This window comes from Nonomuraea lactucae (genome assembly GCF_003313395.1).
Taxonomy (GTDB): Bacteria; Actinomycetota; Actinomycetes; order Streptosporangiales; family Streptosporangiaceae; genus Nonomuraea; species Nonomuraea lactucae.
In genome coordinates, this window is sequence record NZ_QNFZ01000290.1 from 1 (window position 1) to 19,559 (window position 19,559).

Annotated in this window: 19 protein-coding genes; 15 read left to right on the top strand and 4 right to left on the bottom strand. The window is 70.3% G+C overall.

Annotated elements, in window-relative coordinates; all coding sequences use genetic code 11:
- Positions 1–446: 446 nt before the first annotated feature.
- The gene (locus DQW85_RS20405) at positions 447–902 is read right to left on the bottom strand and encodes a DUF5318 family protein (RefSeq protein ID WP_162795155.1); all 456 of its coding nucleotides are present in this window, start codon (positions 900–902) and stop codon (positions 447–449) included.
- A 133-nt stretch (positions 903–1,035) separates the two neighbouring features.
- Between DQW85_RS20405 and DQW85_RS20410 the strand changes: the two genes are divergently transcribed.
- Together DQW85_RS20410 and DQW85_RS20415 are read left to right on the top strand one after the other, a co-directional pair.
- On the top strand, positions 1,036–1,620 hold the full coding sequence (locus DQW85_RS20410; RefSeq protein WP_113701893.1) for a PadR family transcriptional regulator: 585 nt from the start codon (positions 1,036–1,038) through the stop codon (positions 1,618–1,620).
- 13 nt (positions 1,621–1,633) lie between these two features.
- The gene (locus DQW85_RS20415; protein ID WP_113701894.1) at positions 1,634–2,713 is read left to right on the top strand and encodes an inositol-3-phosphate synthase; all 1,080 of its coding nucleotides are present in this window, start codon (positions 1,634–1,636) and stop codon (positions 2,711–2,713) included.
- A 37-nt stretch (positions 2,714–2,750) separates the two neighbouring features.
- Here the strand turns inward: DQW85_RS20415 and idi are convergent, their stop codons facing one another.
- The gene (gene idi / locus DQW85_RS20420; protein ID WP_113701895.1) at positions 2,751–3,350 is read right to left on the bottom strand and encodes an isopentenyl-diphosphate Delta-isomerase; all 600 of its coding nucleotides are present in this window, start codon (positions 3,348–3,350) and stop codon (positions 2,751–2,753) included.
- Between the two features lie 158 nt (positions 3,351–3,508).
- Here idi and DQW85_RS20425 point away from each other — a divergent pair, with 158 nt between their 5' ends.
- A complete protein-coding gene (locus tag DQW85_RS20425; protein WP_113701896.1) occupies positions 3,509–4,789 on the top strand; it encodes an MFS transporter in 1,281 nt (426 codons plus the stop codon).
- An 11-nt stretch (positions 4,790–4,800) separates the two neighbouring features.
- On the opposite strand, the gene DQW85_RS20430 is transcribed toward DQW85_RS20425, so the two are convergent.
- The gene (locus tag DQW85_RS20430) at positions 4,801–6,204 is read right to left on the bottom strand and encodes a CCA tRNA nucleotidyltransferase (RefSeq protein ID WP_113701932.1); all 1,404 of its coding nucleotides are present in this window, start codon (positions 6,202–6,204) and stop codon (positions 4,801–4,803) included.
- A gap of 146 nt (positions 6,205–6,350) precedes the next feature.
- Between DQW85_RS20430 and DQW85_RS20435 the strand changes: the two genes are divergently transcribed.
- The 8 genes from DQW85_RS20435 to trxA all read left to right on the top strand — a co-directional run bounded on the left by DQW85_RS20435 (position 6,351) and on the right by trxA (position 15,296).
- Entirely contained in the window at positions 6,351–6,872 is a 522-nt protein-coding gene (locus DQW85_RS20435; RefSeq protein WP_113701897.1) for a YbaK/EbsC family protein, read from the top strand.
- Between the two features lie 47 nt (positions 6,873–6,919).
- Complete coding sequence (locus tag DQW85_RS20440; RefSeq protein WP_113701898.1) at positions 6,920–9,097, top strand: DUF6049 family protein; 2,178 nt, start codon at positions 6,920–6,922, stop codon at positions 9,095–9,097.
- Positions 9,094–10,707: a murein biosynthesis integral membrane protein MurJ gene (gene murJ, locus DQW85_RS20445; protein WP_240197307.1), complete on the top strand. Its 1,614-nt coding sequence runs from the start codon at positions 9,094–9,096 to the stop codon at positions 10,705–10,707. The genes DQW85_RS20440 and murJ overlap by 4 nt, the downstream gene beginning before the upstream one ends.
- 157 nt (positions 10,708–10,864) lie before the next feature.
- Positions 10,865–12,367 (top strand): protein kinase family protein, encoded by a 1,503-nt coding sequence (locus DQW85_RS20450; RefSeq protein WP_113701899.1) that lies wholly within the window; start codon positions 10,865–10,867, stop codon positions 12,365–12,367.
- A 15-nt stretch (positions 12,368–12,382) separates the two neighbouring features.
- Positions 12,383–13,018 (top strand): RNA polymerase sigma factor SigM, encoded by a 636-nt coding sequence (gene sigM, locus DQW85_RS20455; RefSeq protein ID WP_113701900.1) that lies wholly within the window; start codon positions 12,383–12,385, stop codon positions 13,016–13,018.
- Complete coding sequence (locus DQW85_RS20460) at positions 13,008–13,901, top strand: zf-HC2 domain-containing protein (RefSeq protein ID WP_162795156.1); 894 nt, start codon at positions 13,008–13,010, stop codon at positions 13,899–13,901. The genes sigM and DQW85_RS20460 overlap by 11 nt, the downstream gene beginning before the upstream one ends.
- 138 nt (positions 13,902–14,039) lie before the next feature.
- Positions 14,040–14,972, top strand: coding sequence for a thioredoxin-disulfide reductase (gene trxB, locus DQW85_RS20465; protein WP_113701902.1), 933 nt, complete (start codon positions 14,040–14,042; stop codon positions 14,970–14,972).
- Between the two features lie 9 nt (positions 14,973–14,981).
- Complete coding sequence (gene trxA, locus DQW85_RS20470; RefSeq protein WP_113701903.1) at positions 14,982–15,296, top strand: thioredoxin; 315 nt, start codon at positions 14,982–14,984, stop codon at positions 15,294–15,296.
- Positions 15,297–15,385: 89 nt separating this feature from the next.
- Here the strand turns inward: trxA and DQW85_RS20475 are convergent, their stop codons facing one another.
- Positions 15,386–16,003: a GNAT family N-acetyltransferase gene (locus tag DQW85_RS20475; RefSeq protein ID WP_113701904.1), complete on the bottom strand. Its 618-nt coding sequence runs from the start codon at positions 16,001–16,003 to the stop codon at positions 15,386–15,388.
- A gap of 154 nt (positions 16,004–16,157) precedes the next feature.
- Here DQW85_RS20475 and DQW85_RS20480 point away from each other — a divergent pair, with 154 nt between their 5' ends.
- From DQW85_RS20480 to DQW85_RS20495, 4 genes are all read left to right on the top strand, one after another.
- Positions 16,158–17,504, top strand: coding sequence for an aminotransferase-like domain-containing protein (locus tag DQW85_RS20480; RefSeq protein WP_113701934.1), 1,347 nt, complete (start codon positions 16,158–16,160; stop codon positions 17,502–17,504).
- A gap of 400 nt (positions 17,505–17,904) precedes the next feature.
- Entirely contained in the window at positions 17,905–18,270 is a 366-nt protein-coding gene (locus tag DQW85_RS20485) for a hypothetical protein (RefSeq protein WP_162795157.1), read from the top strand.
- Positions 18,212–18,529: a pentapeptide repeat-containing protein gene (locus DQW85_RS48235; protein ID WP_113701906.1), complete on the top strand. Its 318-nt coding sequence runs from the start codon at positions 18,212–18,214 to the stop codon at positions 18,527–18,529. Before DQW85_RS20485 ends, DQW85_RS48235 begins: the two co-directional genes overlap by 59 nt.
- A gap of 9 nt (positions 18,530–18,538) precedes the next feature.
- A complete protein-coding gene (locus DQW85_RS20495) occupies positions 18,539–19,495 on the top strand; it encodes a D-alanine--D-alanine ligase family protein (RefSeq protein WP_113701907.1) in 957 nt (318 codons plus the stop codon).
- The last annotated feature ends 64 nt before the right edge of the window (positions 19,496–19,559 follow it).

A 19,559-nucleotide genomic window follows, 5' to 3' on the forward strand; every position in this document is an offset into this window, starting at 1 on the left:
GGTCTCCTGGTCACCGCGGCCGCGCGTCTCCACCTCGCCGCGGCGCCGCTGCCCGCGCGAGCCCGGCTCCCGCTGCCCCGGACCCGGCTGCCCCTGGCCGGGGTGCCCCTGGCCGGGGTGCCCCTGACCAGGGTGTACCTGACCGGGGGGTCCCTGACCGGGCAGCCCATGGCCGGGCGCTCCTTGGCCGGGCCGACCCGGGTAGGGCTGTCCCTGGTCGCGCGACCCCGGGGCGGCGGCTCTGGGCGGTGTGGCAGGCCCTGGCTCGTACGACTGCGCGGCCATCGCGCCCGTCTGCTCGTAGGCGGCTTCCGGACGACGTGGAGGCTCCGCCGTGCTCCAGCCGGACTCGGCGGTTTGCGGCGCGGACCCGTGGGGAACGGAACGAGACGAGCTGGAGCGACGGCGCCTCCCCGGGCGGGCCGTCCCCTCGTTGCTGCTGTAACTCACACGTCCTCGCATCGTCGTCGGATAGAACGGCGGTTGGGCGTGAGACACCCCGCCGCCTTCGGTCGTGACGGTCGGCCGGCGAGGTCCGGCGGTCCGTTGCCGAGGACGAACGAGACCGTCAGATGGTGCCAAGGAGAACCTTGGCAGACCCCGACGAGGCTCACACGGAACTCGTCGTAATCATGAGCCATCCTGACCAGATCTGACGCGACCTTTGCACGACCGGCATGGCGTGCCCGGAGATCCCCGTGAACATAGGTCGCGCCGGTGAAGTTCTCACGTCCGTACACCGGGCAGAGGCGTCCGGATGGCGCGCCGGAACGGCGGGCCACCCGGAGGAGGCAGGGCTGTGCGGCACAGATGTTCAGGTGCGGGGCGCGCCGGGCACGCGAGGAGCGGACCACCGCTCTTGTCGCGAGGGCGTCATCCACCACCTTTCTCTGTGAACACATGAGCGCCAGACTACGGCTTTTTGCCCACTCCTCCCAACGCCTTGGTGAAGTCGCTGATTGCCGCGATATAGCGAGCCGACGTATCCTCAAGATGTATCGGCTCGATACATCAACGCGAGAGGGGGCGGTTCCTGTGGGCGGCGGGCAGGGCAGAGTCCTGGAACTGGCCGTGCTCGGGTCACTCCACGAAACGCCGCTTCACGGCTACGAGCTGCGCAAACGGCTCAACGCTCTGCTGGGGATGTTCCGTGCGTTCTCGTACGGGTCGCTCTATCCCTGCCTGCGATCACTGCTGCGGCAGGGCCTCATCGCGGAGGAGCAGCCGGCGGCCACCACCATCGTGGGCGGCCGGTCGAAGATCGTCTACAAGCTGACCGCCGAGGGCAAGGAGCGGCTCCAGGAGCTGCTCACCCAGGCGGGCCCGTCCGCGTGGGAGGACGAGAGCTTCGGCGTCCACTTCGCCTTCTTCAGGCACACGGAGGCCGAGGTGCGCCTGCGCATCCTCGAAGGCCGCCGCAGCCGGCTGGAGGAGCGGCTCGACAGTGTGCGCACCGCCCTGGCCCGCACCAGGGAGCGCCTCGACAGCTACACGCTGGAGCTGCAGCGTCACGGTCTCGAATCGGTCGAACGCGAGGTGCGTTGGCTGAACGAGCTGATCGCGACGGAGAGACGGGCCTCGCAAGAGCCCGACAGAGATATCACCTCAACTGATGAGTAAGGGAGCGAGTGCGATGGGTTCGGTTCGCGTGGCCATTGTCGGTGTCGGCAACTGCGCGGCGTCGCTGGTCCAGGGCGTGCACTACTACAGGGACGCCGACCCGGCCGCACGGGTGCCCGGCCTGATGCACGTGAGGTTCGGCGACTACCACGTCGGCGACGTCGAGTTCGTCGCCGCGTTCGACGTGGACGCCAAGAAGGTCGGCCGCGACCTGTCCGAGGCGATCGTCGCCAGCGAGAACAACACCATCAAGATCGCGGACGTGCCGCCGACGGGGGTGACCGTGCAGCGCGGCCACACCTTCGACGGATTGGGCGAGTACTACCGCGAGATCATCGAGGAGTCCGACGAGGCGCCCGTCGACGTGGTCAAGGTGCTGCGCGACAACCGGGTGGACGTCCTGGTCTCCTACCTGCCCGTGGGCTCGGAGGAGGCCGACAGGTTCTACGCGCAGTGCGCCCTCGACGCGAAGGTGGCGTTCGTCAACGCGCTTCCGGTGTTCATCGCCTCGGACCCCGAGTGGGCCGAGAAGTTCACCCAGGCGGGCGTGCCGATCGTCGGCGACGACATCAAGTCGCAGGTCGGCGCCACGATCACGCACCGCGTCATGGCCAAGCTGTTCGAGGACCGCGGGGTCGAGCTGCTGCGCACCTACCAGCTCAACTTCGGCGGCAACATGGACTTCATGAACATGCTGGAGCGCACGCGCCTCCAGTCGAAGAAGATCTCCAAGACCCAGTCGGTCACCTCGCAGATCCCGCACGAGATGCGCAAGGCCGACGTGCACATCGGCCCGTCGGACCACGTGCCGTGGCTCGACGACCGCAAGTGGGCCTACGTCCGCCTGGAGGGCCGCTCGTTCGGCGACACCCCGCTCAACCTCGAGTACAAGCTAGAGGTCTGGGACTCGCCCAATTCGGCGGGCATCATCATCGACGCGGTCCGCGCCGCCAAGATCGCCCTCGACAGGGGCATCGGCGGCCCCATCCTGAGCGCGTCGTCGTACTTCATGAAGTCGCCGCCGGTCCAGCACTCGGACGACGACGCCCGCGACTACGTGGAGAAGTTCATCCGCGGCGAGGTGGAGCGGTAACCCCATCCGGGGAGACGGCGGCTGACCCCGTGGGGGGTCAGCCCGCGCCGTGGCTCACGCGGGCGGCCGGAGGAAGGCCGCTCTCGTCGGCCGGGGTCCAGGCCAGCGGGTCGGGGCCCAGCTCCATGAGGAGCGGCACCTGCTCCGCGCACCAGGGCGAGACGGCGAGGGCGTGGCTGAGCACCCCGTCGACGAACTCCTTCCACGGCAGCCACAGGGCCTCGCCGACCTCGTCGGGATTGGGCACGGCCAGGGCGTCGACCGTGACGCGATAGACCGGGCACAGCTCGTGCTCGACGACGCCGTTGCCCATGACCGCGCGGTAGGCGAAAGCCGGGAGCATGAGGTCGGCGGGCGCGGCCGGCAGGCCGAGCTCGTAGGAGAGCCGGCGCGTGACCGCGCGGTCGAGCGGCTCGCCGGGCAGCGGGTGGCCGCAGCAGCTGTTGGTGAGCACTCCGGGCCAGGTGACCTTGTGCGCGGCCCGCCTCGTGAGCAGCACGCGCCCGTCGTGGTCGAAGACATAGCTGGAGAACGCCAGGTGAAGCGGGGTCTCCTGACCGTGCACCGACGACTTGCGCGCGGTGCCGATCGCGTGGCCCTCTTCGTCTACGAGCACCACGAGTTCATCAGACGTCACGCTATGAAGCGTACGTGATCATGAGAGTGGTTCGGACCACGATCGCGACCTGCGGCGCCAACCTTTGGCGGGCGCCTCCGGCAAGCGGCCGCACCCCTCCCCGCCGGTGCCCCGGCCTCTCGCGCGCCGGCGGCCGGATGCCCGGCTAGGCTGGCTGCGTGTCGTTCGTCGCCGATCTCCGCGTGGTCCTGGAAGGCCGGGATTTCCGCCGGCTGTTCAGCACGCGACTGGTCTCGCAGTTCTCCGACGGGATCTTCCAGTTCGGCGTGACGAGCTTCGCGTTCTTCAGCCCCGAGCGGCAGACCACCGCCCTGGCCGTTGCCACGGGGCTGGCCGTGCTGCTGCTGCCGTACAGCGTGCTGGGGCCGTTCGTCGGGGTGTTCATCGACCGCTGGTCGCGGCGGCAGATCCTGGTGATCGCGCCGATCGTGCGCGGCGCGCTGCTGCTGGCGGCTGCCGCGCTGGTCGCGGCAGACATGCCTGATCAGGTGTTCTACGGGGCCGCGCTCGGCGTGCTGGGGGTCAACCGGTTCTTCCTGGCCGCGCTCGGCGCCTCGCTCCCGCACGTGGTGCCGGCCGACCGCCTGATGGCGGCCAACGCTGTCACGCCGACCTCGGGCACGGTGCTGACGTTCGTCGGCGCGGGGGTGGGGTTCCTGCTGCGCGAGGTGTTCGGCGGCGGTGACTCGGGCACGGCGCTGTTGCTCGTCATCTCCGGCGTGGTGTTCGGCCTCAGCGCGCTGATCGCCCGCACGATGGAGCGCTCGCTGCTCGGCCCCTCCTACGACCCCGACCGGCCGCAGGCCCGCGAGGCCGTGCGCAACGTGCTGGTCGGCCTGGTCGACGGGGCGAGGCACCTGGTCCACCACCGCATCGCCGCCGCCACGATGGGCGCGATGGCCACCCACCGGTTCCTGTACGGCATGGCGACCGCCCTGGGCATCATCCTCTACCGCTACTACTTCACCGGCGGCGATCCCGACGCGGCGCTGCGCGGGAGCAGCCTGGTGCTCGCCACCTCCGGCGTCGGCTACTTCCTCGCCGTGATCGTCACGCCGTGGGCGACGGAGCGGTTCACGATCGAGAGGTGGGTGACCATCGCGCTGGCGTCGGCGGGTGTGCTCGCCGGGGTGGTGGTGATGCCGTTCCAGGAGTGGGGGCTGCCGGTGGCCGGGTTCGTGCTGGGCCTCGCCGGGCAGAGCGTCAAGATCTGCGCTGACACGACCGTGCAGCGCGACGTGGAGGACGCCTACCTGGGCCGGGCGTTCTCGATCTACGACATGCTGTTCAACGGCATGTACGTGCTGGCCGCCGCGCTCTCGGCGATGATCCTGCCGCCTGACGGCAAGTCCTACCTGGCCGTGGCGATCATCACGGTGGGCTATCCGGTGGGCGCCCTGGCCTACCGGATGATCACCACGCAGCGGGTGAAAGCGTAAGGCGCGGGCCGTCAGGGGGCCGGGACGCCGTTGTCGCGCGCCCAGCCGAGGAGCGCCTCCGTGGCTGCGTCCTTGCCGATGAGGCCCTTGTCCAGGCGCAAGTCCAGCAGGAACTTGTACGCCTTGCCCACGACCGGACCCGGCCCGACGGCCAGAACGCGCTGGATCTCGTTGCCGTCGAGCTCCGGGCGGATCTTGGCCAGCTCCTCCTCCTCGGCCAGCCGGGCGATGCGCTGCTCCAACTGGTCATAGGTGCGCGACAGGGCCGTGGCCTTGCGCTTGTTGCGCGTCGTGCAGTCGGCCCTGGTCAGCTTGTGGAGGCGGGCCAGCAGGTGCCCGGCGTCGCGGACGTAGCGGCGCACGGCGCTGTCGGTCCACTCCCCCGTGCCGTAGCCGTGGAAGCGCAGGTGGAGCTCCACCAGCCGCGACACGTCGGCCACGACGTCCTTGGGGAACCTGAGCTCCGTCATGCGCTTCTTGGTCAGCTGCGCGCCCACCACCTCGTGGTGGTGGAAGGAGACGCGCCCGCCCGGCTCGTGGCGCCGCGTCTTGGGCTTGCCGATGTCGTGCATGAGCGCCGCCCAGCGCAGGACGCGGTCGGGCTTGCCGTCCTCCTCCTGCGCGATGGCCTGGTCGAGCACGGTCAGCGTGTGCTCGTAGACGTCCTTGTGGCGGTGGTGCTCATCGATCTCCAGGCGGAGCCTGGGCAGCTCGGGGAGCACGTGGGCGGCGAGCCCGGTCTCGACCAGCAGGCCGAGGCCCTCTCGGGGGTGGACCGCGCAGACCAGCTTGTCGAGCTCGTCGCGGATGCGCTCGGCGGAGACGATCTCGATGCGCCCGGCCATCGCGGTCATCGCCTCGATCACGGCTCCGTCGACCGTGAAGCCGAGCTGGGCGGCGAACCTGGCCGCGCGCAGCATGCGCAGGGGGTCGTCGTCGAAGGACCGCTCGGGCGTGCCGGGGGTCCGCAGCCGCCTGGCGGCCAGATCGGTCAGGCCGCCGTAGGGGTCGACGAACTCGTGGCCGGGCAGCCGCACGGCCATCGCGTTGACGGCGAAGTCGCGCCGCTCCAGGTCGGCCTCGAGGGTCTCGCCGTACATCACCTCGGGCTTGCGCGACTTGGGGTCGTAGGACTCGCTCCGGTAGGTGGTGATCTCGATCTGCCAGCCGCCCTTGCGGACTCCCACCGTGCCGAAGTCGATGCCTATCGTCCACACCGAGTCGGCCCAGTCGCGCACCATTTCGAGCACGCGCTCGGGGTGTGCGTCGGTCGTCAGGTCGAGATCGTTGCCCGCGCGGCCGAGGAGGATGTCGCGCACGGGACCGCCGACGAGGGCGAGCTCGTGGCCCTGGGCGGCGAACAGGCGGCCGAGCTCGTCGGCCACGGGGGCGATCTTTCGAAACAGGTCTCTCATGGCCCGTTGCTGGTTGTCGGTCAGATTTGAATCGGACAAGCTGGGTAGGTCCTTCGATTCCGGAACATATCCCCCGGGCCATATGAGGTCCGGGTTACCGTCGGTCAAACAGGACCGTCGGGGGCCAAGGAACGAAGGAGCGTGTTATGAAGGACGCCCTCGCGATCCACCGCTGGCTCCTCGCACACCAGGTCCACCATGAGATCGTACGCCTTCCGCGTCCCATCACCGGCGCGGACGAACTGCCCGAGACGATCTCCGCGCCGCCCGAGAGGTGCGTGGCGGTCACGGTTCTCGAGGCCACCACCAGGATAGGCGACGCGGTCATCGCCGTCGTCTCCACGGTAGCGGCCCAGCCCCGGCCCGGGGCCGTGGGCGGCCTGCTGGGCGTGCGGAAGGTCCGCCCCGCCACCGCCTTCGCGGTCAACTCCGCCACCGACTACGCCGACGGGCTGGTGTGCCCGCTCCTGCTGCCCGTCCAGCTCCAGGTTCTGATCGACGACAGGCTCCAGCCCGACACTGAGCCGATCTTCACGGCCACCGGAGAACGACACACGGCACTCAGCCTCCGTGCCCTTGACCTGCTGTCTCTCCTCTCAGGCAAGACCGTGGACCTGAGGATTCCCCGGCCAAGAGGATCTCGTGAGGCGGTCGCGTTGCGGCACTGAGCCCGTACCATTGCGGGCGTGCGCCGTACTCCAGACCGGGCGGACACGTGATCCGTAAGGCCACGCTGTTCGCCGCTCTCTCCGCCGCGTTCCTCACGCCCATGGCCGTGACGACGCCCGGCACGGCTGCCACCACTGACACCCGCGCCACCACGGCCACCACGGCCACCACCGCCACTCCCGCGGGGACCGAGGCCGCCAGGCAGGGGCTCAGCCTCACGGTGTCGCAGATCACGCCCGAGTGGGCCAAGGGGCAGGCGGACGAGATCAAGATCTCGGGCACGATCCGCAACGACACCGGCGCGGCCCTGGCCAACCTGCGCGTCCGGCTGCGCTACTCAGCGCAGCGGTTCACCGGCCGCGCCGCCATGGAGGCCTACCAGGCCGACCCGAACGTCGGGACGCTCCCGCCCAGTGTGTCCAGCCAGTCGAGCGCCTACATCCCCTCCCTGGCGGCGGGCGCGTCGGCGCCGTGGGAGTTCACGCTGACGGCCGCCCAGCTCACCCATCCGGCCGTGCCGTCCTTCGGCGTCTACCCGATCGCGGTCGAGGTGCAGCAGGACTGGCGTTCGCTGGCCGCGGAGCGCACGTTCCTCACCTACGTGCCCCCGGCCCAGCCCAAGCTCCCACGCAACCGCATCGCCGTGGCCCTGCCGGTCATCGACCAGCCGCACCGCGCCGACGACACCAAGTTCGCCGACGACGAGCTGAGCGCCGCGCTGACCGGCAAGGGCAGGCTCGCCGACCTGGCCCGCATCGCCAAGACGGCGCCCAAGAGCGTCACCTGGTTCGTCGATCCCGCGCTCCTCGACGACGTGAACGCGATGGTGAAGGGCTACACGGTCGCCACCAAGGACGGCCCGGAGAAGAAGCCCGCCGACAGCGGCGCGGCGCGGTGGCTGGCCGAGATGCGCTCGGCCCTGGCCGCCTCCCCCGTCGTGGCCACACCGTACGCGGACCCCGACGTGGCCGCCCTCGCCCACCAGGGCCTCGACCCCCAGACCGGCAGGGCGCTCGAGCTGGGCGCCCAGAAGGCCCGGCTGCTGCTCAAGCCCGACGTCCAGACGGACGTCAACTGGCCCGCCGCGGGCCTGATCGACGCCGACGCGCTGGACCTGCTCTCCGTCGGCAAGGGTGACATCAAGGTCCGCAAGGTCCTGCTCAACTCCACCAACCTGCCGCCCCAGCCGCCCGTCGCGGTCACCCCCGACGCCGCCGCCACGCTCGACAGCGTCAACGGCCCGGTCACCGCGCTGGTCGCCGACGCCGGGCTGAGCCGGATGTTCGAGCCCGACGCCTCGCGATCGGTCCTGCTGAGCAGGCAGCGCTTCGTCGCCGAGACCGCGATGATCGCCGCCGAGCCGGGCCAGACGGCGCCGCGGTCGCTGGTCGTCGCCCCGTCACGACGCTGGGACCCCAGCCCCACCCTCGTCTCCACCCTCCTGAAGACCGCGGACCGCCTGCCCTGGCTCACCCTCACCCCGCTCGGCTCGATCAAGCCCGCCAAGGTCCAGGTGCCGCGGGCCGGCCTGACCTACACCGAGCAGGACCTCAAGGAGGAGCTCAGCGCCAAGTACCTCGGCCCGGTCGAGAACGTCTGGGAGAAGGCGCAGCTCACCAGCCTCATCACCAGCGACAGGCCGCCGTCCGCGTTCGACTCCGCCGTGCTCAGGCTGGCCTCGTCCGCCTGGCGCAACCAGACGCGGGCCGGGCGCGCGGTCACCAAGCTGGTGGACGCCGAGGTCCAGGGCACCATGAACCAGATCTCGATCACGGGGGCCGACCCCGACCGGCCGCGCACCCTGGCGGGGTCCAACGGCGTGGTGCCCATCAGCGTCAAGAACACCATGGACGCCGAGGTCACGGTCGACGTCGAGGTGACCTCCAACAACCCCCGGCTGCTGCGGGTCGAGCCCCAGCCGTCCACCCGGTTGGTGATCGGCGGCAACGGGCAGAGCGGTACGCTTCAGGTCCCGCTGACGGCGACGACGAGCGGCAGCGGCGACTCCACGGTGACCGTCCAGCTCAAGACGTCCGACGGCCGGCCGTACGGCAAGCCCGTCGAGCTGACCATCCGGACCACGGGCTACACCGGGATCGCCCTGGTGATCGTCGGAGCGGCGCTGACGGTCATGCTCGCCGCGGTCGTGACGCGGGTGCTGAGGCGCAGATCGCAGCGACGGCTCGCGCGGGCTGCCAGGACACGGGAAAGTGAGACCGTATGAGCCGCTTGCTCCGGGCCAGCGCAGTGATGGCCGCGGGCACCATGGTGTCGAGGGTCACGGGCTTCGTACGGACCATGGTCCTGGCGTACGCGGTCGGCACCGCGGCCCTGGGCGACGCCTACAACGCGGCCTACGCCATCCCCTACAGCATCCTCGACCTGCTGCTGCTCGGCGTGCTGAGCAGCGTCGTGGTGCCGATGATCGTCAGGGCGCAGAAGGAGGACCCCGACGGCGGCCGGGCCTACGAGCAGCGCCTGCTGACGATCGCCGCGGTCGCGCTGGTCGTCGTCGCCGTGCTGGCCGTGCTCGCCGCGCCGTTCCTCATCGACCTCTACACCACCGGATGGGCCCCGGGCAGCCGCAAGTTCGAGGTGGCGGTGATGCTGGCCAGGCTCATCCTGCCGCAGCTCGCCTTCTTCGGCGTCGGCGCGGTCGCCGGCGCCATACTCAACACCCGCGACCGCTTCGCCGCGCCCATGTGGGCGCCGGTGGTCAACAACCTGGTGGTCATCTGCGTGCTGCTGGGGTACGCGGTGGTGACCGGCGGGACCCAGGGCGACCTGGCGCGCGTCACCGACTCCCAGCTCGTCCTGCTGGGCCTCGGCACCACGGCGGGCATCGTGGCGCAGGCGGCCGTCCTGATGCTCGCGCTGAAGCGGGCCGGGTTCGACTTCACGCCCCGCTTCGACGTGCGCAACGCCCGGCTCGGCGAGATGGGCAGGGCGGGCGTCTGGACGATCGGCTACGTGGTGGTCGGCCAGCTCGGCTTCATGCTGACCACCAACCTCGCCAGCGCGGCGGGCGACGCGGTGCCCGGCCACGGCATCACGCCCTACACCTTCGCCTTCCAGCTGTTCCAGCTGCCGTACGGGGTCATCGGGGTCTCGGTGATCACGGCCATGCTGCCGCGGATGAGCCGCGCGGTGAGCGAGAACCGGCTCGGCGACGTGCGCGGGGAGTTCGGGTCGAGCGTGCGCCTCATCGGCTCGGTGATGGTGCCGGTGTCGCTGCTGCTGATGGTCCTCGGCCCGGCGATCACCGTGCCGATCTACGCGCACGGCGCCACCTCCGTGGCGGACGCCGTCTACATCGGCAACGTGCTGCAGGTCTACGGACTGGCGCTGGTGCCGTTCGCGATCTTCCAGCTCCTGCTGCGCGTCTTCTACAGCTTCGGCGACACCCGCACGCCGGTTTACGTCGGCGCGACCACGACCGCGGTGAACGCGCTACTCATGTGGATCTTCTACCAGGCGCTGCCACCGGCCTACACCGTGATGGGGCTGGCCTTCGCCTACGCGGTCACCTATGCTCTCGGCGCGGTGGCGGCCTGGTGGCTGGCGAGCCGCCGGGCCGGCGGGCTGGGCGGCTGGCAGATCGGCATGGCGCTGACCAGGATGTACCTCGCCGCGCTGCCCACGGCGGGGCTGGCGCTGGCCGTGGTCTGGGTCGTCCAGAGCGCCTTCGGCGGGCTCGACTTCGTCAACTCGTTGATCATTCTGGCCATCGGCGGAGGGCTGGGCATGGTGCTGTACCTGGGTGTCGCCCACCGGATGCGCATCCCGGAGGTCAACTCGATCGTTGGGATGGTTGCCGGGCGGGTAGGCCGGTAACGAGCACTGGCCTACCCGGCGCGGCACTAGCATGGTGCCCACACGCGAATGGAAGCAGGAGGGGCGTGGGCGGATCCACCCGGCATAGCGTGCCTACGTGGGACATGACCACGCAGGTGAGTCGAGTCATGAGCACGCCCACGAGCGGAGTGAGTCAGTGAGCACGTCGGCGGTCGAACCCGGCACCCGCCTCGCCGAGCGCTTCCGTCTCGAGGATCGTGTCACCGAGTCCGACGGCGCCACCCTGTGGAAGGCGATCGACGAGATCCTCGCCCGCCCCGTCGCCGTCCTCACCTTCGCCCCCGACTTCCCCCGCGTCCACGAGGTCGTCACCGCGGCCAGGGCCGCGAGCCGGCTCACCGATCCGCGGCTGACCCAGGTGTTCGACGCGGCCGAGGACGACGACCACTCCTACGTGGTCAGCGAGTGGGTCACCGGTGACTCGCTGTCCGACCTGGTCGCGGCCGGCCCGATGGAGCCTGAGCGGGCGGCCGGGCTGGTCGCCGAGGCGGCCGAGGCCATCGCGCACGCCCACGAGGCCGGCCTCCACCACCTGTGCCTGCGCCCCTCCCACCTGATGTGGACGACCGGCAACACGGTCAAGGTGCTCGGCGTCGCGGTCGACGCCGCCCTGTCCGGGCTCACCACCGACCAGCCCGCGCTCGACGACGCCGAAGGGCTCGGCAGACTCCTCTACGCGGGGCTGACCGGCCACTGGCCGGGCGACGAGGAAGACGACGGCCTGCCCGCCGCGCCCATGGACGACGGGCACTTCTGCACGCCCCGCCAGGTCACCGCCGGCGTGCCCGGCTATCTCGAGTCGGTCACGGTGCGGGCGTGCCTGCCCGAGTCGCGCAGGGGGCAGAGCGCGCTGGCCAGCCCCGCCGAGGTCGCCGAGTCGCTGGCCGACGTGGCCAGGCCCATGCCGATCGCGCTGCCCTACCCCTCGACGCCCGCGGTGACGTCCGCGTCCCACTCCGAGGGTCCCCGCACCGACCGGCACCCCACCGCCACCGCCCACCGCCCCACCATGCAGGGCCCCGCCGTGGCGCCCCGGTCCGGCATGGTCAACCGGGTGCTGATGACCGTGGTGGTGCTGCTCGTCATCGCGGCGGTCGGCGTCGGCGCCTGGACGATCGGACGGAGCCTGGGCAGCCCGCGCACGCCAGAGGCCAAGGGCACGCCCGCGGTGTCCAACACCCCGACGCTGGCGCCGCAGGCCGTCAAACCCAAGAAGGCCACCGCGTTCGACCCGCTGGGCGACAAGGAGGAGAACGAGGGCGCCGAGCTCGCCCTCGACGGCAAGCCCAGCACGCTCTGGAAGACCGACAATTACACCAGCGCCGACCTGGGCAACCTCAAGGACGGCGTCGGGCTGCTCCTCGACATGGGTAAGTCCATGCAGATCAGCGACGTGGTGGCTACGCTGGCCGATGCGCCCGGGGCGAGCGTCGAGCTCAAGGTCGGAGACCAGCCCGAGCTCTCCGCGCTGAAAACCGTGGCGCGCGACAAGGACGCCTCTGGCAAGATCACGTTGGCGCCCGAGCAGCCGGCAAGCGGCCAGTACGTTTTGATCTGGTTTACGAGACTTCCGGCGGACACGGGTGGGTTTCATGGCACCATCTATGAAGTAGTGGTGCACTCTCCCGGATCGGCATAATCAGGAATCCCTCTTGTGAACTCCCCACCCGAGACACCTTCATCAGCGGATCGGCCGGCGGTCAGCGACGCCGAGCTGCTGACCGCGCACATCAATGGGGATCCACACGCGTTCAGCGAGATCGTCAAGAGGCACCGCGACCGCATGTGGGCCGTCGCCCTGCGCACCCTGGGCGACCCCGATGAGGCGGCCGACGCCGTCCAGGACGCCTTCGTCTCCGCCTACCGCAAGGCGAGCACGTTCCGCGGTGAGGCCGCCGTCACCACCTGGCTCCACCGCATCGTCGTCAACGCCTGCCTCGACCGGATGCGCCGCAAGTCGATCCGGCCGGTCGCCGACGACGAGCTCATCGAGGCGGCCGAGCGCGAGACACCGCTGCCCGACCAGACGGGTGAGCGCGAGGTCTCCATGGAGGTCTCGGCCGCGCTGAAGCTGCTGCCCGCCGACCAGCGGGCGGCGCTGGTGCTCGTCGACATGATGGGCTACTCGGTCGAGGACGCGGCTCAGGTGCTCGACGTGCCCAGCGGCACGGTGAAGAGCCGCTGCGCCCGAGGCCGTGCGAAACTCGCCCCAATTCTTTCGCATCTGCGGAACCGTTCGGACTTCACTCGCGTCTCATCCGCGAAGGGAGCAGAACTTCGTGACGGGTGATACGCACTACGATCTGGACATCCTCGCCGATCTGGCCGAGGGTCTCCTGGACGCCGGCCCGGCCCGCCAGGTCCGCGAGCATCTCGCGGTATGCGACCCGTGTGGGGAGCTACTGGCCGACCTGGCAGCGGTTCGCGAGGTGCTCGCGGCGACCCCGACTCCGGCAATGCCGATGGGCGTCGCACTGCGCATAGACAAGGCGCTCGCCGTCGAGGCCGAGTCCCTGCGGGGAGGTGCGAGCCTGGCGAGAACACCCGACTGGGATGAGCTCATGCGGGACGCCCCCTGGGAGTCTCCGGTCGAGGAGCCCGCACGCCTCGGGGTGGTCTCCGACGACGGCACCATCGTCCCGGCTCTCGCAGTCGCCGAACGGCGTCGGGTGTCCCGGCGGCGCCGGTGGGCCATGCCCGCCGTGGCGGCGGCAGCGGCGGCGGCCGTCGTGGGCACCGCCGTGGCGTCGACCAGCCTCCTGGCCTCCGGGTCCGGCTCTGGAGGGTCGAGCGGGGGCGGCGGGCAGCAACTGGCCCAGCCGAAGCCGTCCACGGCCACCAGGGTTCCGCAGAAGACCCCGAAGTACGCGCTGACGGACAGCGGCCACAACTACAGCGACGCCGAGCTCCGCCAGCCCCTGGAGCGATTCTTCGCCCCGGCCCCCATCCTGGAGGGCGGCTCGTCGGACGCCGCCCAGGTGGCCACGTGTGCGCGCGAGGTGTCCAGCCGCACCAAGCTCAAGATCTTCGCGGTGGACCAGGGCCACTACAACGGCCAGGAGGCCATCATCATGGCCTCGCGCAAGAGCGAGGCCGCCAAGAGGATCCGCCTGGACATCGTCGACCCGTTCAAGTGCGGCAACCTGCGCAAGCCGATGATCGGCCGCTGGTAGCCATCACCGTTCCCGCGTCAGAGCCCGCTCCGGCGGGCTCTTTCGCTTTCCGGCGGTGTCGCGCGTACGGGCTGGGAATGGCGGCGGCCTAGGATCTGTTGACGCCACTGGCAACAGCAGACGAGGAGGCGTGGGACGTTGAGCGACGTTCGTAACGTGATCATTATCGGGTCCGGGCCCGCCGGCTACACCGCGGCCCTCTACTCCGCGCGCGCCGAGCTGAAGCCGCTGGTGTTCGAGGGTTCCGTCACCGCCGGGGGCGCCTTGATGAACACCACCGACGTGGAGAACTTCCCCGGTTTTCCCGACGGCATCATGGGCCCAGACCTCATGGACAACGTCCGCAAGCAGGCCGAGCGGTTCGGCGCCGAGCTGGTCGCGGACGACGTCGTCGAGGTGGATCTGGAGGCCAACCCCAAGGTCGTCAAGACCTACACCGACACCTACTACGCCAAGTCGGTCATCCTGGCGATGGGCTCCGGTTACCGCGAGCTCGGCGTGCCGAACGAGAAGCGGCTCTCCGGCCGCGGCGTGTCGTGGTGTGCCACGTGTGACGGCTTCTTCTTCCGCAACAAGGACATCGTGGTCGTCGGCGGCGGCGACACGGCGATGGAGGAGGCCACGTTCCTCACCCGGTTCGGCCGCATGGTCACCGTCGTGCACCGGCGCGATACGCTCCGGGCCAGCAAGATCATGCAGGAGCGGGCGCTGGCGAACGAGAAGATCCGCTTCGTCTGGGACACCGAGGTCGTCGACGTCCTCGGCGACAGCCGGGTCGAGGCGGTGAAGCTGCGCAACGTCAAGTCGGGCGAGGAGTGCGAGCTGGCCGCCGACGGGCTGTTCATCGCCATCGGCCACGACCCGCGCAGCGCGCTGGTCAAGGGGCAGATCGACCTCGACGACGAGGGCTACGTCAAGGTCGCCGCGCCCACCACGGCCACCAACATCGACGGCGTGTTCGCCGCGGGCGACCTCGTCGACCACACCTACCGTCAGGCCGTCACCGCGGCCGGCACCGGCTGCTCGGCGTCGCTCGACTCCGAGCGCTGGCTGGCCAAGAACGAAAGTTAGGAGCGCACCGTGAAGGCAGTAACCGACGCCACGTTCGAGGCGGAGGTCCTCAAGAGCGAGAAGGCCGTTCTGGTCGACTTCTGGGCCGAGTGGTGCGGCCCGTGCCGTCAGGTCGCGCCCATCCTGGAGGAGATCGCCAAGGAGCACGGCGACAAGCTGGAGATCGTCAAGCTCAACATCGACGAGAACCCGATCGTCCCCCGCGACTACGGTGTGCTCCAGATCCCCACGATGAACGTCTTCAAGGGCGGTGAGGTGGTCAAGCAGATCATCGGCGCCAAGCCGAAGGCCATGCTGCTTCGCGAGCTCGACGGCATCATCTAGGCCGGTCCCGCGCCTTGCCCGGAGGTCCTCTGCGTCACGCAGGGGGCCTCCGCGCGTAACGGGGTCACCCGGAGACCTCTCAAAAGGTCTCAGACGGGCCTGAGGGCGCGTTCCGGACTCATGGACCCCAGGAGCCGTTCCAAGGCCACCTCGACGTCCTCACGCCACGAGACGGCCGTCTTGAGCTCCAGCCGCAACCGGGGAAACCTCAGATGCGGCCGGACCGTCTTGAACCCCACCGAGAGCAGATACTCGGCCGGCACCACACAGGTGGGCTCCTCCCACTTCAGATCGCCGAACGCCTCGATGGCCTTCACCCCGCGCCGGGTGAGGTCCTTCGCGACGCCCTGGATCAGCATCCGGCCCAGCCCGCCACCGGAGAACTCGGGGACGATGTGCGCCGTCATGAGCAGGACCGCGTCCGCGCTGACCGGCGAGGTGGGGAACGCCACCGAACGCGGCGTGTAGAGCGGCGGGCTGTAGAGGACGAATCCGGCGGGCACTCCGTCGACATAGGCGATCTTCCCGCAGCTCCCCCATTCGAGCAGCGTGCCGGAGATCCACGCTTCCTTCTCCAGGCCGGGATCGCCCGATTTGACGGCCCGCTCCCCACTGACCGGATCGAGCTCCCAGAAGACGCACCGCCGGCAGCGGCGCGGGAGATCATCAAGATTGTCCAGGGTGATATTGACCAGCCGGCGCGACAACTACGGCCCCTATCGTCGACCCGAAAAGCGCGGGAAAACCGCGTCCCCAGCTGGCATCGTAGCCCAGTGACAGCTCCGCCAGCGGGTACCACGGCGCTCAGGCCCGGTCACGGGCGACATGTCCGACTGGCGTAACCTGTTATTCCAGGTCTCCATGACACCTAGGAGGTGGACCGTGACGAAAGAGCAGGATCACGGTCAGACGCCCGCGACCCAAGGGTCGCGCATCGACGCCTACGTCGATCGGTACGCAGCGCGAGCTGCCGGGATGGTCGCCTCCGAGATCCGAGCTCTGTTCGCCGTCGCGTCGAGGCCCGAGGTGGTCTCGCTCGCCGGCGGCATGCCGTACGTCACCGCCCTTCCCCTCGACATGGTCGGCGAGCTCGTCTCCGACCTGGTGACCAGGCGCGGCCCGGTCGCGCTGCAGTACGGCTCAGGGCAGGGCGACCCGCACCTGCGCGAGCAGATCTGCGAGGTCATGCGGCTGGAAGGAATCCACGCGGGGGCCAACGACGTCGTCGTGACCGTAGGCTCCCAACAGGCCCTCGACCTCATCACCCGGATCTTCATCGACCCGGGTGACGTCGTCCTGGCCGAGGGCCCCTCGTACGTGGGCGCCCTGGGCACCTTCGCCGCCTACGAGGCCAAAGTCGTGCACGTGGCCATGGACGATCAGGGCATCGTGCCGGAGTCCCTGGCCCAGACCATCTACGCCCTGGAGACCGCCGGGGCGCCGATCAAGTTCCTCTACACCATCCCGACCTTCCACAACCCGGCCGGGGTCACGCTCAACCTGGCCCGCCGCCAGCAGGTGCTCGACATCTGCCAGCGGGCCGGCGTACTGATCGTCGAGGACAACCCGTACGGGCTGCTCGGCTTCGACGGCGAGCCGATGCGCGCGCTGCGGGCCGACAACCCCGACGGCGTCGTCTACCTGGGGTCGTTCTCCAAGACTCTCGCCCCCGGCTTCCGCGTCGGCTGGGCCCTCGCCCCGCACGCCATCCGCGAGAAGCTGGTGCTGGCCATGGAGTCGGCCGTGCTGTCGCACTCGTCGTTCACCCAGCTCGCCGTCGGCCAGTACCTCGCCACGCAGCCGTGGCGGGAGCAGATCAAGACGTTCAGAGAGCTCTATCGCGAGCGGCGCGACGCGCTGCTGGAGGCCCTGGAGGCGCTGATGCCGCCGGAGGTCACCTGGACCCGGCCCGCAGGAGGCTTCTTCGTCTGGGCCTCGCTTCCCGAAGGGCTCGACTCCAAGGCGATCCTGCCGCGGGCGGTGGCCGAGCGGGTGGCGTTCGTGCCCGGCACGGGGTTCTTCTCCGACGGGAGCGGGGCCCGGCAGATGCGGCTGTCCTTCTGCTACCCGGAGCCCGAACGGATCCGCGAAGGAGTGCGGCGGCTGGCCGGGGTGATCGAACAGGAGATCCAACTCCGCGACACGTTCGGCACCGGCACCACCCGCGGCCACGCCGGCGTCGACACCCCTGGACCGGACCTCGCCTGAGGCCCGTTCACCACGAGGCCCGTTCACCACGAGTACGGTTCGCCACGAGTACGGCCGGCGCGCCTCGCGCCGGCCGTACCCATGCCACCCACCACCTCACCACTCGCGCGAGGCAAGGGCACACGACCTCCCCCGTTCCCCGCACCCTCGACCGCAACGCGCGGCCTCCACGGCGCCGTCTGCCCCGTTCCGGCCTGCCTTGTTCCGGCGCGGTGGTGCGGTCATGCTTCGGGGATGAAGCGACTGACCGTCTTGGTGACCGTGACCGTGATCGTGGCCGTGGTCGGTGCTCTGGCGGTCGCGTGCGTGGTGTTCGCGCCCGCCTGGATCATTGGCCATGATCTTGGAGTCGGCGGCCGGTCGTCGTTATCCGCGGGCGATCGGCTCAAGGCGGTCACTGATGTCCGTTCGACGCTCATGCAGGGGCTGGCCACGGTTGTCGCCGTCGGCGGGGGGCGTCTATGCGCTGGAGCAGATCGCCGAGGTGGCCCCGCACTACCGCGGTCATGTCGCAGCTCTGCTGGCCTCGTTCGTCAGGCTGCAGGCGCCGTGGCCGCCGTCGCGGCCGATGCGGGAGGTGGACGCTGAGCGGCGGCGTTACCACGGCGGGCTCCGCGATGACATCGGCGGTGCGCTGGCGGCCCTCGGCCGACGTGCGATGATCCCGTCCGGCGTCGGCATCGAGCTGGAGAAGGTCGACCTGCGCGGTGCCGATCTGGCCTGGGCAGCACCTGAGCAGGTTCTGCTTCGCCGATTCCAACCTTGACGGCGCCATCCTGGCTGGATGCGATCTGTCGGAGACGAGCTTCGCAGGGGCGAGCCTGAGGAAACGCCGACCTGACCGGCGCGGTGCTCACGGAGCCGACTTCGCCCACCCCGCAGCCGCCCACCCCGGAGAGGCCCGCCGCCTCCCTCGCTCCTCGGGGCCCACCCCTCCCCTGGCCGACTCGCGGCGGCTGCCCGCGGGCCTGCGGTACACCCGCACCTCCCACGCCGGTACCGTTGGACAGCGTGCGATCAGCTGAGGAGATGTGATGAGCGATGTCGGGCACGTGCTCGTGCTGGCCGGGGGCCTCTCCTACGAGCGGGAGGTGTCCCTGCGCTCTGGCCGCCGCGTGAGCGAGGTGCTGCGCGCGGCGGGCATCGACGTGGAGACCCGCGACACGGACGCGTCCCTCGTGCCATCGATCCTCGCCGACCCACCGGACGCCGTCTTCGTCACCCTCCACGGAGGCGCGGGCGAGGACGGCGCGATCCGTTCAGTGCTTGAGCTGCTGAACGTGCCGTACGTGGGCGCCGACCCCGACGCCTGCCGGGCGGCCTTCGACAAACCGACCGCCAAGGCCGCCGTGCGGTCGGTCGGGCTGCCCACACCGGAGTCGGTGACGCTGCCCAAGGAGACGTTCCACGACCTCGGCGCCACCGTCGTGCTGGGGCGCATCGTGGAGCGGCTCGGCCTGCCCCTCTTCGTCAAGCCCGCCCGGGGCGGCTCCGCGCTGGGCGCCTCCATGGTTCGCACCGCCGAAGAGCTGCCCGCTGCGATGGTGGGCTGCTTCGCGTACGGTGACACGGCGCTCATCGAGCGTTACGTGGAGGGAGTCGAGGTCGCGCTCTCAGTAGTTGACTACGGCAACGGTCCGGTCGCGCTGCCCGCTGTGGAGATCGTTCCTGACGGGGGCGTCTACGACTACGCCGCCCGTTACACCGCCGGGCGCACCGAGTTCTTCGCCCCGGCCCGCCTCTCCCCCGAGGCCGCGGCCGCCTGCGCGGAAGCCGCCGTGACGGCCCACACCGCGCTGGGCCTGCGCGACATCTCCCGCACCGACCTCATCGTCGATGCCGCCGACCAACCGCACTTCCTGGAGGTGAACGTGGCTCCCGGCATGACGGAGACGAGCCTGTTCCCGATGGCTGTGGAGGCGGCGGGTCAGGATCTCGGCGACCTCTGCCGCACCCTCCTCCGCAACGTCGCCAACCGCGCCACCCGCTAGCCCCGGCCCCTGGAAGACACGCAGCCGCATCGCGCAGGTAGCGCCCGGCCCGGGAGCCATGCCA

Excerpts from the sequence above, each read along its gene's own strand:
- DQW85_RS20405 (WP_162795155.1), bottom strand. The coding sequence starts at position 902 with ATGTGTTCACAGAGAAAGGTGGTGGATGACGCCCTCGCGACAAGAGCG.
- DQW85_RS20415 (WP_113701894.1), top strand. The coding sequence starts at position 1,634 with ATGGGTTCGGTTCGCGTGGCCATTGTCGGTGTCGGCAACTGCGCGGCG.
- DQW85_RS20430 (WP_113701932.1), bottom strand. The coding sequence starts at position 6,204 with ATGAGAGACCTGTTTCGAAAGATCGCCCCCGTGGCCGACGAGCTCGGC.
- DQW85_RS20435 (WP_113701897.1), top strand. The coding sequence starts at position 6,351 with ATGAAGGACGCCCTCGCGATCCACCGCTGGCTCCTCGCACACCAGGTC.
- murJ (WP_240197307.1), top strand. The coding sequence starts at position 9,094 with ATGAGCCGCTTGCTCCGGGCCAGCGCAGTGATGGCCGCGGGCACCATG.
- DQW85_RS20480 (WP_113701934.1), top strand. The coding sequence starts at position 16,158 with ATGACACCTAGGAGGTGGACCGTGACGAAAGAGCAGGATCACGGTCAG.
- DQW85_RS20485 (WP_162795157.1), top strand. The coding sequence starts at position 17,905 with ATGTCCGTTCGACGCTCATGCAGGGGCTGGCCACGGTTGTCGCCGTCG.
- DQW85_RS20495 (WP_113701907.1), top strand. The coding sequence starts at position 18,539 with ATGAGCGATGTCGGGCACGTGCTCGTGCTGGCCGGGGGCCTCTCCTAC.